The sequence below is a fragment of the Lentzea sokolovensis genome (assembly GCF_033949975.1).
GTDB classification, from domain to species: domain Bacteria; phylum Actinomycetota; class Actinomycetes; order Mycobacteriales; family Pseudonocardiaceae; genus Lentzea; species Lentzea sokolovensis.
In genome coordinates this window covers 13,604-27,278 of record NZ_JAXAVU010000008.1, presented here as the reverse complement: position 1 = coordinate 27,278, position 13,675 = coordinate 13,604, and the positions used below count along the sequence as shown (strand labels likewise).

At 69.3% G+C, this 13,675-nt stretch carries 12 protein-coding genes and 1 tRNA gene; 2 read left to right on the top strand and 11 right to left on the bottom strand.

Features of this window, described 5'->3' with window-relative positions:
* Positions 1-51 precede the first annotated feature (51 nt).
* Positions 52-1,818 (top strand): ABC-F family ATP-binding cassette domain-containing protein, encoded by a 1,767-nt coding sequence (locus tag SK854_RS14640; RefSeq protein WP_319975635.1) that lies wholly within the window; start codon positions 52-54, stop codon positions 1,816-1,818.
* A 13-nt stretch (positions 1,819-1,831) separates the two neighbouring features.
* Here the strand turns inward: SK854_RS14640 and SK854_RS14635 are convergent, their stop codons facing one another.
* Positions 1,832-3,169: a DivIVA domain-containing protein gene (locus SK854_RS14635; protein WP_319975634.1), complete on the bottom strand. Its 1,338-nt coding sequence runs from the start codon at positions 3,167-3,169 to the stop codon at positions 1,832-1,834.
* Between the two features lie 100 nt (positions 3,170-3,269).
* Between SK854_RS14635 and SK854_RS14630 the strand changes: the two genes are divergently transcribed.
* Positions 3,270-4,883, top strand: coding sequence for a fatty acyl-AMP ligase (locus SK854_RS14630; RefSeq protein WP_319975633.1), 1,614 nt, complete (start codon positions 3,270-3,272; stop codon positions 4,881-4,883).
* Here the strand turns inward: SK854_RS14630 and SK854_RS14625 are convergent.
* From SK854_RS14625 to SK854_RS14580, 10 genes are all read right to left on the bottom strand, one after another.
* Positions 4,880-5,206 carry an NAD-dependent epimerase/dehydratase family protein gene (locus tag SK854_RS14625; RefSeq protein WP_319975632.1) on the bottom strand — a complete coding sequence of 109 codons (327 nt, stop codon included), beginning with the start codon at positions 5,204-5,206 and terminating at the stop codon, positions 4,880-4,882. The genes SK854_RS14630 and SK854_RS14625 overlap by 4 nt on opposite strands.
* Complete coding sequence (locus tag SK854_RS14620) at positions 5,193-5,408, bottom strand: hypothetical protein (protein ID WP_319975631.1); 216 nt, start codon at positions 5,406-5,408, stop codon at positions 5,193-5,195. Before SK854_RS14620 ends, SK854_RS14625 begins: the two co-directional genes overlap by 14 nt.
* A gap of 83 nt (positions 5,409-5,491) precedes the next feature.
* Positions 5,492-6,055 carry an aminoacyl-tRNA hydrolase gene (gene pth, locus SK854_RS14615; protein WP_319975630.1) on the bottom strand — a complete coding sequence of 188 codons (564 nt, stop codon included), beginning with the start codon at positions 6,053-6,055 and terminating at the stop codon, positions 5,492-5,494.
* Complete coding sequence (locus SK854_RS14610; RefSeq protein WP_319975629.1) at positions 6,045-6,551, bottom strand: DivIVA domain-containing protein; 507 nt, start codon at positions 6,549-6,551, stop codon at positions 6,045-6,047. The genes pth and SK854_RS14610 overlap by 11 nt, the downstream gene beginning before the upstream one ends.
* 62 nt (positions 6,552-6,613) lie before the next feature.
* Positions 6,614-7,213: a 50S ribosomal protein L25/general stress protein Ctc gene (locus SK854_RS14605; protein WP_319975628.1), complete on the bottom strand. Its 600-nt coding sequence runs from the start codon at positions 7,211-7,213 to the stop codon at positions 6,614-6,616.
* Positions 7,214-8,064: 851 nt separating this feature from the next.
* Entirely contained in the window at positions 8,065-9,036 is a 972-nt protein-coding gene (locus SK854_RS14600) for a ribose-phosphate diphosphokinase (RefSeq protein ID WP_030482093.1), read from the bottom strand.
* Between the two features lie 14 nt (positions 9,037-9,050).
* On the bottom strand, positions 9,051-10,523 hold the full coding sequence (gene glmU / locus SK854_RS14595) for a bifunctional UDP-N-acetylglucosamine diphosphorylase/glucosamine-1-phosphate N-acetyltransferase GlmU (protein WP_319975627.1): 1,473 nt from the start codon (positions 10,521-10,523) through the stop codon (positions 9,051-9,053).
* A 47-nt stretch (positions 10,524-10,570) separates the two neighbouring features.
* A complete protein-coding gene (locus tag SK854_RS14590) occupies positions 10,571-12,268 on the bottom strand; it encodes a GGDEF domain-containing protein (RefSeq protein ID WP_319975626.1) in 1,698 nt (565 codons plus the stop codon).
* Between the two features lie 14 nt (positions 12,269-12,282).
* Positions 12,283-12,353: transfer RNA gene (locus tag SK854_RS14585), tRNA-Gln, on the bottom strand.
* A gap of 88 nt (positions 12,354-12,441) precedes the next feature.
* Positions 12,442-13,581: an alpha/beta hydrolase family protein gene (locus tag SK854_RS14580; RefSeq protein WP_319975625.1), complete on the bottom strand. Its 1,140-nt coding sequence runs from the start codon at positions 13,579-13,581 to the stop codon at positions 12,442-12,444.
* Between the last annotated feature and the right edge of the window lie 94 nt (positions 13,582-13,675).

Sequence of the window (13,675 nt, the reverse complement as noted above, 5' to 3'; positions counted from 1 at the left end):
CCCTGCTGGGTAGCCTGCACCGGGCAGTTTCTTACTAGTCGTGAGGTTTTGATGGCCAACCTGGTCAACCTGGAGTCCGTGTCGAAGTCGTTCGGCGTCCGGCCGCTGCTCGACGGCGTGTCGCTCGGCGTCAACGAGGGCGACCGCATCGGTGTCGTCGGCCTGAACGGCGGTGGCAAGACGACGCTGCTCGAGGTGCTGGCCGGGGTGGAGCCCGCCGACGACGGCCGGGTGTCGCGGTCGCGCGATCTGCGGATGGCCGTCGTGACGCAGCGGACCGAACTGCCGCACGGTTCCACGGTGCGCAACGCGGTGATCGACCCGCTCGGCTTCGACGCCGAGCACGAGTGGGCGGCCGACGCCCGCGTCCGGTCCATTTTGGACGGACTCGGGATCACGGCGCTGGGCCTGGACTCCGTGGTCTCCACGATGTCCGGTGGCGAGCGGCGCCGGGTCGCGCTCGCGGCCGCGCTGATCCAGGACCTCGAACTCCTCGTGCTCGACGAGCCGACGAACCACCTCGACGTCGAGGGCGTGCGGTGGCTCGCGGAGCACCTGCTGGCCCGCAAGTGCGCGCTCGTCGTCGTCACCCACGACCGGTGGTTCCTCGACACGGTCTGCAACCGCACGTGGGAAGTGGTGCTGGGCAAGGTCGAGCAGTACGAGGGCGGCTACGCCGACTGGATCTACGCCCGCGCCGAGCGGACCCGGCTCGCGGGCGTGCTGGAGGAGAAGCGGCAGAACCTGGCGCGCAAGGAGCTCGCCTGGTTGCGCCGCGGCGCGCCCGCGCGGACCTCGAAGCCGCGCTACCGGATCGAGGCCGCCGAGGCACTGATCGCGGACGTGCCGCCGTTGCGGGACAACGTCGAGCTGCTCGCGTTCGCCAAGAAGCGCCTGGGGCGCACGGTGATCGAGCTCGAGGACGTGACACTGTCCATTCCGGACCGGTACCTGGTGCGCGACCTGACGTGGCGCATCGGCCCCGGCGAGCGGATCGGTCTGGTCGGCGTCAACGGCTCCGGCAAGACGACGTTGCTGAAGCTGCTGGCCGGGGAACGGGAAACCGAGACGGGCAAGCGGATCCAGGGCCAGACGGTCAAGATCGCGCACCTCTCGCAGGAGCTGCTCGACCTGAACGGGTCGATGCGCGTGCTGGAGGCGATCGAGGAGGTCGCGCGGCGCGTCGTGCTCGGCAAGTACGAGATGTCGGCGTCACAACTGGGCGAGCGGTTCGGTTTCTCGGCGCAGAAGCAGTGGACGCCGGTCTCGGACCTGTCCGGTGGCGAACGGCGGCGGCTGCAGCTGTGCCGGTTGCTGATGGCCGAGCCGAACGTGCTGCTGCTCGACGAACCGACGAACGACCTGGACATCGACACGTTGCAGCAGCTGGAAGACCTGCTCGACTCGTGGGCCGGCACGCTCGTCGTGATCTCGCACGACCGGTACCTGGTCGAGCGCGTGTGCGACAAGGTCGTGGCGTTGTTCGGCGACGGCGGCCTGACCGAGCTGCCCGGCGGCATCGAGGAGTACCTCAAGCGCCGCGACTCGATGCGCGACAGGGAGGCTGCCGCTCCTGCCGCCGGCAAAGCGCCGTCCAACGCCGCCGATCAGCGCGCCGCTCGCAAGGAGCTGGCTCGGCTGGAACGGCGTCTTGAGGTGCTGCACAAGAAGGAAGCGGAACTGCACGCCGCGCTCGCCGACGCCGCGACCGATTCCGGTCGGTTGCTGAAGCTCGACGCCGAACTCCGCGCCGTGCTGGCGGAGGAGTCCGACGTGGAGGCTCAGTGGATGGCGGCGGCCGAGGTCGTCGAGGGCTGATACCCGCCCTGGACTACTTGCCCTTGCGGCGGAGTTCGGCGGCGAGCTGGGGCAGCAGCTCGTCGATGAACGACGTGTCATAGCCCTGCCCGGAGAGCAACGCGTAGCTGAAGCGCGCCTTCATGACCTCTTCCGAGCTCGCCCCGAGCATGCCGTCGAGCGCGACGCCGATCTCCTCCAGCATCCGGTCGACCTGCGCGGTGCGGTAGCCGCGCTGACCGGCCGCGGCCTGCGGGATCCGCAGCTGCCGAAGGTCCTTCCACGACTTGACCTGCGGCATGCTGCGCACCGGTCCGGAGAGCTGCTGCTCGATCTGGCCGAGGAACCCGTCGACCTCGGTCTCGTCGTAACCGCGCCTGCCGATCAGCGGGCGGGAGAACCGGACGTCGCGGACGTCCTTGCCGGTCAGGTTGTCCTGGCCGAGCAGCGTCGCCTCGATGCGGTCGAGGAACGCGTCCACCTGGGACTCCTGGTAGCCGCGGCGGCCACGGGGAGGACGGTGGAACGCGATGTTGCGGATGTCCGCCGCGGTGAGCTTCGGCGAGTCGATGGACTGCGGCATCGCGGCCTGCTGAACGGGCTGCAGCGGGGCCGGCGGCTGCGGGCGGCGCTGCTGCGGCTGGGGACGCGGCTCGGGCCGCGGGCGTGGATCTGGTTGCGGGCGGCGCTGCTGCGGCCGCTGTTGCTGCTGCGGGAGCTGCGTCGTCGGCGGGGCCGCCCTGAGCGGCGGTGCGGTCTCGAACATCAGCACCACGAGGTCGAGGAACGTGTCGACGTCTTCCTCGTCGTAGCCGAACGTGCCCGGTGCGGTCTCGCCGAACACGGCGTCCTGCACCTGCTGGGCGGTCAGGTTGTCCCTGCCACGCAGAGTGCCTTCGATGCGGTCGAGGAACGCGTCGATCTGGCCCTCGTGGTAGCCGCGGGTCCCCGGTCTGGGCTTGTGGAAGCGCACGGCGGCGACGTCGTCGGGGGACAGTCGCACCGCGGGTCTCATCGCCTGCGACGTGGCGTGGGCGCCCTGGGCCGGTGCGGAGGCCTGCTGGCGTTGCGGAGTGGACCGCAACGTGTCCGCGACGAGTTCCATGAAGACGTTGACCTCGTTCACGTCGTAGCCCGGATCACGGGTCGCGGTGCTGAACTTGATGTTGAGCACGTCTTCGCGCGTGAGGATGTCCTTGCTCTTCATGGTGCTCTCGACACGGTCGAGAAACGCGTCCACCTCAGCCGCGTCGTACCCGCGCTGACCACGCGGGGGACGGTGGAACGCGACCAGGGCCACGTCCTGCGCGGAGAGCAGAGGTGCCGGATGCGCGGGTAGACGATGCTGCGCTCCGGGGCCGCCCCGATCCACCAATGACCTCCTCCTGCGTACCTGTACTGGGGAGTATCGCGTTTCGCGTGGCATAACGTTTCGCCCTGATGGACCAAACGGCGCCACTACGATCGCGAACATGAGTCAGTTCGTGGATGTGATGCTGGCGACGGCCTCCAGCGGTGGGGACAGGGGCATGACGACGGGTGAACCCGCCGCGCCGGTCCGCCAGACCTGGGCCGAGGTGCACGAACGCGCCCGGCGGATGGCCGGTGCGCTCGACGTGGCGCCGGGCACCGCGATCGCCGTGCTCGCCGCCGAACCAGCCGTGATCGCCCCAGCCGTGCAAGCCGCATGGCTGTGTGGTGGCAGCGTCACGATGTTGCATCAACCCACACCACGCACCGACCTGGCCGAGTGGGCCGAGGACACGCTGCGGGTGCTCGCCATGATCGATTCGCGTCTGGTCCTGCTCGGCAGCCCCTTCGACGCTCTGGCTGCCGTTCTGGACCAGCACGGAGTGCCTTACAGGTTGCTCTCCGAACTCGACGCGGAACCGATCTCTGCTCCTGTTCCCACCGACGAGGATGCCACGGCACTGCTGCAGTTGACGAGTGGATCGACGGCTGATCCGAAGGCGGTGCGAATCACGCACCGCAATCTGATGGCCAACGCCGAGGGCATGCGCATCGCGGCGGCGCTCGATCCTGCCTCTGACGTCATGGTTTCGTGGCTGCCGCTGTTCCACGACATGGGGATGGTCGGCTTCCTGACCGTGCCGATGCTGTTCGGACTGGAATTGGTGAAGGTCACACCCGTCGACTTCCTGTCACGCCCGACGTTGTGGGCAGACCTGATCACCCGGTACCGCGGCACCATCACCGCCGCGCCGAACTTCGCCTACGCGATCGTGGCGCGCCGCCTGGCGTCCTCGTCGGATTCCTTCGACCTGTCGTCTCTGCGGCTGGCGTTGAACGGCGCCGAGCCGATCGATCCGTCCGCCGTCGATGCCTTCGTGTCCGCGGGCGAACGGTTCGGGCTGCGCCCGGAGTCGATCCTGGCGGCCTACGGCATGGCGGAGACCACTCTGGGTGTGGCTTTCGCGCCGTTGTTCACCGGCCTGTCGGTGGACGTGGTCGACGCGGACGCCGTGGAGGCGGACAAGAAGGCAGTGCCCGCTTCGGACGGTCGCGCGTTCCCGTTGCTCGGCCCGCCGTTGCCCGGCCTGGAACTGCGGGTGGTCTCGGACTCCGGTGACGTGCTCGGCGTGCGGGACGTCGGCGAACTGCAGATCCGCGGCGAGGCCGTCACCCCCGGCTACCTGACGGTGAACGGTCCACTCGCCACGCAGGACGCCGAAGGCTGGCTGTCCACCGGGGACCTCGGGTACGTGGTCGAAGACGGCCAGGTGGTCGTCTGCGGGCGCCGCAAGGACGTCATCATCATGGGCGGCCGGAACATCTACCCGACCGACGTGGAGCGTGCCGCCTGCTCGGTCGACGGAGTGCGGGCCGGCAACGCCGTGGCCGTGCGGCTGGACGCGGGGACGAAGCGGGAACGGTTCGCCGTCGTGCTGGAGTCGAAGCTGGCCGGGGACTCCGCCGCCGAGAAGGATCTGGTCAAGCAGGTCACCGCTCGGGTCGTGGACGCCGTCGGGCTGAGGCCGTTCGCCGTGGTGGTGCAGCCGCCGGGGACGTTGCCGAAGACGCCGTCCGGCAAGCTCCGGCGGTCCGCGGCGGCTGCTCTGGTCTAGTAGAGGGCGTCGAGCTCTTCGAGTCGCTTGCGCAGCTCCCTCGCGCTCTTGCGGGGGAGTGCGCGGGCGACGAAGCCGAGGAGTTCCCGCTGTTCGACGGGATGGGGGCAGCACCCGCAGTCGTCGGCTGAACTCTCGTTCAGCCAGAAGCGGCGAGCCGGGGAGTTCTCGTATCGGATCCACGCTTCGAGAGCGCGCGCGACGTCGCCTGGCCAGAGGTAGTTGCGGGTGCGTTCGAGGTGGTCCAGGTCGGCGATGAACCGGCCGGAGAAGCCCTTCAGCACGTCGAGGCGCCTGTGGCGCTTGGCGCTAGTAGAGGGCATCGAGTTCGTCGAGTCGCTTGCGCAGCTCTCTCGCGCTTTTGCGGGGGAGGGCGCGGGCGGCGTTCTGCAGTACGTCTCGGGCGCCCCATGGATCGGGGCAGCAGTACAGCTCGCCGCACTTCGTCGCGATGTCCACCCAGAACCAGCGGTACTCGTAGCGGACGAAGGCCTCCCAGTAGGCCAACGCCTGAGCAACGGTCAAGTCGTCACGGAAGTCGGCCGGGCGCCTACGCGACATGGACCTTTCGGTTCGTCATGCCGCCCATTGTGGACCGTCGACGGCCCTCAGTGGAAAGCGTTTTGCGCGGCTTCCAGGCCCTTGGTGACCATGGCCTCCGCCGCGTCCGCCGCCCGGTCGATCTCCAGGGCGAGCTGCTTGCGTTCCACCGTCGAGAAGTCCTTCAGGACGTAGTCGGCGGGGTCCTGGCGGCCGGAGGGGCGGTCCACGCCGAAGCGGAGGCGGTGGTAGTCCGGGCCGCCCAGGGACTTCGTGATGGAGCGGAGTCCGTTGTGGCCGTTGTCGCCGCCGCCGAGCTTCATGCGCAGCGCGGCGAACGGGAGGTCCAGCTCGTCGTGGATCACGACGATGGTGGTGGGCTTGAAGAACTTCACGGCGCTCGCGACGGGGCCGCCGGACAGGTTCATGAAGCTGCGCGGCTTCGCGAGGACGACGCGGTGGCCGGACAGACGGCCCTCGACGATCTCGGCGCCGGACTTGTGGGCCTTGAACTTGCCGCCGACGCGGGCGGCCAGTTCGTCGAGGACCAGGAAGCCGATGTTGTGACGGTTGCCCTCGTACTTGGGGCCCGGGTTGCCCAGGCCGACGATGAGGGCGAGGTCAGCGTCCACGGAAGCGCAACTCCTGCTCGAGATCGTCCAGCAACGTGTCCACGGCCTGCACCTGGTACCCCTTGCCCAGCAGGCCGGACGTGGTGCTGAACCGGGTGTTGCGGACCTCGGTGGAGGTCATGGCGCCCCGGCCGTCCAGGTTGGCCGCGGCCCGGATGATGAAGGCGTCGACTTCGGCGCGATCGTATCCGGTGTTCGCCTTGGTGAGCTTGCGCGCGCGGATGTCCTCGCCGGTGTTCAGGCCCGTCGGCGGCACGATGCCGTTGCGGATCTGGAACTCCAGCAGGTGCAGGACGCCGTCGACGCTGAGCGGGTCGTAGCCGTTCGGGACCGCGGCGAACTGGACGGTGCGCACGTGGTCCGGGTTCAGGCGCAGACGCCCGGCCAGTGCGTCGGCGACGATCTGCAGGAACTCGTTGACCTGATCCGGGTCGTACCCCTGCCGCTTGCGCCGGAAGGTCTTGGTCCGGACGTCGGCGGGCCGCAGGTACTGCAACGGCGCGCCGCCCCCCTTGTGAGGAGGTGACGCGCCGTCGTTTCGGCCCGACGTGATGGGGCTCAGCTTTCCTCGGTGGCCTCGGCCGGAGCGGCCTCGTCACCCTCGAGCTGCGCCGCGGACGGCGCCTCGTTGATCGCGACGACGAGAGCGTCGGCGTCGGTGATCAGGACAGCACCCTCGGGCAGGGTCAGGTCGCTGGCGTGGATCTGCGTGCCCGCGGCGACACCGGCGATCGACAGCTCGATCTGGTCCGGGATGTTCATCGCGTCGGACTCGATCTGGATCGTGCTGAGGTCCTGCGTCAGCAGCGTGCCCGACGCGGGCTCGCCGGAGATGACCAGCGGCACCTCGACGGTGACCTTCTCGCCGCGCTTCACGAGCAGCAGGTCGACGTGCTCGATGTAGTTCTTGATCGGGTGCGTGGTGACGGTCTTGGTGAGCGCCAGCTCGCTCGCGCCTTCGAGGGCGAGAGTGAGGACGGCGTTCTGGCCGTGCTCACGGACAACACGGGCGAACTCGAGCGCCGGCAGGGCCAGGTGCTGCGGGTCGGAACCGTGGCCGTAGAGCACCGCGGGGATCTTGCCGGCGCGACGGGTACGGCGGGCGGCGCCCTTGCCGAATTCAGTGCGCTGCTCAGCGGCGAGACGGACCTCGGACACGGTGGGGTACTCCTTACAAGTCTGGCCTTGTACGTCGGGGCGGTGCACAAGTATCAGCGGTTCAGCTTTGGGGTGGTGGCCAGCGGCGGCGAGCAGCACGCGGATAACGTCAACACGCGCGGCATCAAGCCACCGCGTCGATCACGTTGAGCTTGGATAGCTCGCCCTCGCCGAGGCAACCCGACCAGTGTAGGTGAGTGTGGGGGTGGGGTCCTAATCGGGGGTCGGGTTGTGGGGTGGGGGGCGGTTCGTGGGCTCGCGGGTGGTCACGGGCGGGTGGTTGCCGTGTTGGGCGTGGCCGGGCGGGCGGTTGTCGTGCTGGGCGCGGCCGGGCGGGTGGTTGCTTTGCTGGGCGCGGCCGGGCGGGTGGTTGTCTTGCCAGCCGCGGCCGGGCGGGGGTTGCCTTGCCAACCGCGACCTGGCGGGTGGTTGCCCTGCCAACCGCGGCCGGGCGGGTGGTTACTTTGCGGGCGGCGACCTTGCGTTGCGTGCTTCCCCTGGGGGCTCTGCCCCCAGACCCCCGGCAATCTGATCGGGGGGTGGCGCCGTGGGCGGGTTGATGGCACGCCTGTTGCGTTGGGCGGCCGCCGGTTGCTTAGAGAGTTGCGTTGGCGGTGGGGTCCCGTCCCAAGCCGCACCAGGAGCGGGCCACATCTGGAAGGGGAGGTCAAGTCGACGAAAAGCGTGTCGACTTGTCCTCCCCTTCCAGATGCAGCAAGTGCTGTGGTGCGACTCGTGACGGGACCCCACCGCCGGGCCCGCTCGGTAAGGACGGCTCGCCTTCGGCCTCGCAGAAAGCAAAGGGGGCCTGCCGCGTCCAATGGACAGCGGGAGGCCCCCTGAGCTGAAGGTCAGGCGTTGCCGTCGAACAGTGAGGTGACGGAGCCGTCCTCGAACACTTCCTGGATCACGCGCGCGAGGAGCGGTGCGATCGAGAGCACGGTCATGTTCGGGAAGCGCTTCTCCGCTGGGATCGGCAGCGTGTCGGTGAACACGACCTCGCGGGCGCCCGAGTCCTGCAGGCGCTGGGTTGCCGGGCCCGAGAGGATGCCGTGCGTGGCGGCGATGACCACGTCGGAGGCGCCCTCGTTGAGGAGTTGCTTCACGGCTCCTGCGATGGTGCCGCCGGTGTCGACCATGTCGTCGATCACGATGCAGAGGCGGCCCTCGACCTTGCCGACCACTCGGTTCGAGACGACCTCGTTCGGGCGGAGGGGGTCGCGGGTCTTGTGGATGAACGCGATCGGGGTGCCGCCCAGGGTGTCCGCCCACTTCTCGGCCAGCTTGGTGCGGCCCGAGTCGGGGGAGACGACGGTGATCTCGTGGCCCGCGTACTTGCCGCGGATGTGGTCCGCGAGCAGGGGCATGGCCCACAGGTGGTCCACCGGGCCGTCGAAGAAGCCCTGGATCTGGGCGGTGTGCAGGTCGACTGAGACGAGGCGGTCGGCGCCTGCCGTCTTGAACAGGTCGGCCACCAGGCGGGCCGAGATGGGCTCGCGGCCTCGGTGCTTCTTGTCCTGACGGCTGTACGGGTAGAACGGCATGATCACGGTGATGCGCTTGGCGGAGGCCCGCTTCAGGGCGTCGACCATGATCAGCTGTTCCATCAGCCACTGGTTGATGGGCGCGGTGTGCGACTGGATGACGAAGGCGTCACAGCCGCGCACGGACTCCTCGAAGCGGACGAAGATCTCGCCGTTCGCGAAGTCGTAGGCCGACTGAGGAGTCACCGTGACGTTGAGGTGCTTCGAGACCTCTTCCGTCAACTCCGGGTAGGCACGCCCGCCGAAGAGCATCAGGTTCTTCTTCGGTGTGCCGGGCATCTGCGGGTTCACGGTCAGCGACCCTCCTCTGTGTTCTCGTCGGCATTCTGCTTCGCCAGGGCGTCGGCTGCTGCCTGAGCGGCGGCCGTGCCCTCACGACGGCTGAGGACCCAGCCTTCGAGGTTGCGCTGCGGGCCTCCGGACACGGCGAGCGCGCCCGGCGGGACGTTGCGGCGCAGGACGGTGCCCGCGCCGGTGTACGCGCCGTCGCCCACGGTCACCGGCGCTACGAACATGTTGTCCGAACCGGTGCGGCAGTGGGATCCGACGATCGTGCGGTGCTTGTTCACGCCGTCGTAGTTGACGGTGACCGAAGCCGCGCCGATGTTGCTGTGGTCGCCGATCGTGGCGTCGCCGATGTAGGACAGGTGCGGGACCTTCGAACCGTCGCCGATTTGCGAGTTCTTCGTCTCGACGAACGTGCCGATCTTGCCCTTCACACCCAGCGACGTGCCGGGGCGCAGGTAGGCGAACGGGCCGACGGACGCGTTGTCGCCGATCACCGAGTCGCTGCCGTGGGTTCGGATCACCGAGGCGCCGGCACCGACGGTCACGCCGGACAGGGTGGTGTCCGGGCCGACGGTCGCCCGCGAGCCGATCACCGTGCCCGCGCGGAGCTGCACGTTCGGCTCGATCAGGGCGTCCTGGCCGACCTGCACGTCCGCGTCCACCCACACCGAGGCGGGGTCGACGACGGTCACGCCGGAGCGCATGAGGCCCTCGACGATGCGGCGGTTCATCTCGGCGCCGACGGCCGAGAGCTGCACGCGGTCGTTGATGCCCTCGACCAGCCACGGGTCGGCCGCGATCAGCGCGCCGACGCGGAGGCCGTCGCCGCGGGCGATGCCCAGGACGTCGGTCAGGTAGAGCTCGCCCTGCGCGTTGTCGGTGGACAACCGCGAGAGGCCGTCGCGCAGCACCGCGGCGTCGAACGCGTAGACGCCGGAGTTGATCTCGGTGATCAGCTGCTCGGCGGCGGAGGCGTCCTTCTGCTCCACGATCCGCTGCACGGTGCCGTCGGCGTCGCGCACGATCCGGCCGTACCCGGTGGGGTTCTCCAGCACGGCCGTGAGCACGGTGACCGCGTTGCCCGCGGCCGAGTGCTCGGCCAGCAGCGCGGTGAACGTCTGGGTGTCGAGCAGCGGCACGTCGCCGTAGCTGACGATCACCGTGCCGCCCAGGCCGTCGGGCAGCTCGGCCAGGCCGCACGAGACGGCGTGCCCGGTGCCCTTCTGCTCGGCCTGCACCGCGACGGTGACCTTGCGCCCCAGTGCACCGGCGAGGGTGTCCAGATGCTCGGTGACGGCTTCACGGCCGTGGCCGACGACGACGGCCAGGTGGTCGGGATCTGTGCCGGCCGCCGCGCGCACCGCGTGTTCGACGAGTGAGCGTCCGGCGATCCGATGCAGCACCTTGGGCGTGGACGACCGCATGCGGGTGCCTTCCCCGGCGGCGAGCACGACCGTGCTGACAGGGCCCTCGAGCATCAATGCTCTCCCTAACAGGCTGGGTGTTTCGAAGTCCGCGGACCAGCCTAAGCCTCCGCGGACGGCTCCCCGGCCACGGCCGCAACCTGGCAGCCACCCTGACGCTTCGCCACGTACATCGCCGAGTCCGCCCTTGACAGGGCCTGGTTGGCGGATTCGCGGGGGCGCAGCGAGATGACGCCGACCGACAGCGTCACACCCCGGGAGAGGTCGATTGGCAAGCCTGCCACGGCATCCACGGCGCGGCCGAGTGCCGCTTCCGCGGCGTGCAGAGGGGCTCCCGGCAGCAGCACGACGAACTCGTCGCCGCCGTAGCGGGCCACCATGTCGTCACCCCGCAGGGCCTGCCGGAGTGTGCTGGCAATCACCCGAAGAACATCATCACCCTCGGCATGTGAATGCCGGTCGTTGACGCCCTTGAACCCGTCGAGGTCGACCAGCGCGATCGAGAACGGATCGACCTGACCGGCGATGAGCTCGCCCATCTTGTCGTCGAGCGCGCGGCGGTTCGGCAGTCCGGTCAGCGGGTCCTGCAACGCCTGCTGCGCTATCTGGCCGTGCGCGCGCGTCAGCCGTTCGTGTTCGCGGCGCGTCTGCAACGTGGCCACGCGGGACTCCCGCATCTGCCACAGCTCCAGTTCCAGGGCGGCGTTGTAGGCCTGCAACGCCGACGTCGTGTGCGGCCCGGACATGTGCGCGTACTCGCGCTCCAGCGACAGCACCAGCGACGGTTCCGACGTGTCGTGCTCCATCTGCGTGCGGGTGTCGTCGAGCACCTTGAGGGCGTCGTCCAGCCGGTTCGCCTCGACCAGGCACCTGGCCAGCGCGATCGCGACGATGATCAGTTCCCGCGCGTACATCGACAGGCCGCGCAACGACCACAGCCGGTCGAGGTGGCCTTCCTTGGGGTTCGTCAGCGCGTGCGCGGCGCCGAGGATCGGCACCTGCTCGGCGGCGTCGAGGTCGCGCCTGCCGGGGTGCAGCGACTGCCGGAACGGCACCTCGGCTGCCTCGGCGAGCCCGGAGGCGACCTTGAACTGCTCGTGCGCGGCGTCGTGCAGGTTCACCCGTTCGAGCCGCAGGCCCCAGCCGATCCGCAGCCGGGCGCGGTTGACCAGGTGCACGTAGATCTGGTGGGGCTGGCCGCTCTCGCGCAACGCGTTGTTCGCGCCCGCCAGCACGTCGTCCGCCATCTCGTAGACGCCGAGCTGGGTCAGCACGAGGGCGATGTCCTGCAGCGTCGTGGCGAGCAGCTGGTCCCAGATCCGCTTGTCGAAGACCGGGTCGACCTCGGGTTCCTCGTCGAGCATCATCGCGAGCGCCGACGCGATCTCGGTCAGCGCCTTGTCCTCGGCGTTGCCCAGCAGGAACCGGCGTCCGCGCAACGCCCGCGCGTCCGCCTCCAGCACGATCAGGCCGTGACGGCGGCAGTGGGCGAGCATCTCGTCGAGCTGTGGATCGGACATGTCGACGAGGCCCGGCGTGACCAGCCTGACCACGGCCGCGGCTCTGAGCAGCTGCGCGACGATCCGGGGTTCACCACGACCCTGCGCCTCGGCGAGGATGCGGTCGATCTCCGTGGCCGCGTCCAGCTGCGCGGCGAGGTGGCTGCTCTGGGCCACGGCGACGAGTTCGGACGCGCGACCAACCAGCCACGCGTCGGACATCTCGTGATGGCGGTGGCCCACGTTGCCCTGCTCGTCGACCGTTTCCTCGGGCAGCTTCGCACCTCCCAAAGACCACACTGACTCGTGCCCTGCTCCGCCACCAGGATTCGAACCTGGACCATCTGAACCAAAATCAGAGGTGCTGCCTTTACACCATGGCGGAATGAACGAACTCGCGTCCGCTCAGGGCACATGTTGTCACGAGTGGTCCTCTTCTTGTCCAACCACCACTCGCTCGGCTCAGTTCAAGATCACGGCTTGGCGCCGACTGACCTGGTCAGAAAGTCGCCGAGCGCGCCGCGATACGTGTCCGTCGCCACATTCCACCCCGACGTGTGGTCGGCGCCGGGGATCTCGACGTACTGCAGCGGCCACCCGAGCCCGCTCGCCGCCGTCGCGAGGTCGCGCGAGGACTGGGCCGGCACGGTGCCGTCCGCCGAGCCGTGGATGAGCAGCGTCGGGGGCTTGAGCGCCGGAGGGTTGCGGACCAGGTCGAACCGGTCGAAGTCGATGTCCGCGCGCCAGCCGGACACCAGCTCGGCCACCGGCGTGAGCCACGTCGGCACGCCCCGGTTCGCGGCCTGCAGGTTCAGCGTCTGCGTCCAGTTCGTGACGGGGGAGTCGAGCACCACGCCCGTCACGGCCGCCGCGAGGCCGGACCGGGCGAGGGTCTGGCCGACGATCGCACCGCCCATCGACCAGCCGTAGAGCACGATCTTCTTCGCGCCCTGGCCCTGCGCGTACTTGATGGCGGCCTCGACGTCGTGCCACTCGGTGTCGCCGAGGTGGTAGAGGCCGTCCGGAGACTTCGGCACGCCGGCGTCGTTGCGGTAGGTGATCAGCAGGACGGGCAGGCCCGCGCCGTGCAACTGAGGCACCACGCGCAGCGCCTCCTCACGCGACGCGCCCCGCCCGTGCACGGTGATGACCCACGTGTCCTGGTTCGATCCCGGGACGAACCACGCGGGCATGTCGCCGAGCTCGCCGGGGATCGCGACGTCGCTGTAGACCAGGCCGAGCGACGTCTTGGGGGTGCCCTCGTAGACGTCGGTCTCGATGCGCACCTTCGTGCCCTCCGGCGGTGCGGTGCCTTCGAGCAGAGGACGTTCCACGCGGCCGTCCTTGGCCGAGGCGACGTCGCCGACCTTCGCGGTGCCGCCGGGCCAGACGATGCCGAACGTGCCGCGCAGCGTCGTGAGCTTCGATTCGGCGAGAACGACGTTCTTGTCGTCGACGCCGAGCGCGGTCTCCGGGTAGCGCCGCGGCACTTCCTCCGGTTCGAGCAGCTCACCGCTGTAGTACCAGCCGACGACGCCCAGAGCCGCTGTGACCAGCACGAGCACGACGAGCAACGAGGTCACGGTGATCCGGATGATCTTGCGTCTGGCCATCTTCCGATGATGCCGGGTCGAGGTCTCGATTCCAGGCGACACAGCGTGCTGATCCTGAGAACTGTCCGAGAGTTTCCACGCGGGGTATGGCGAA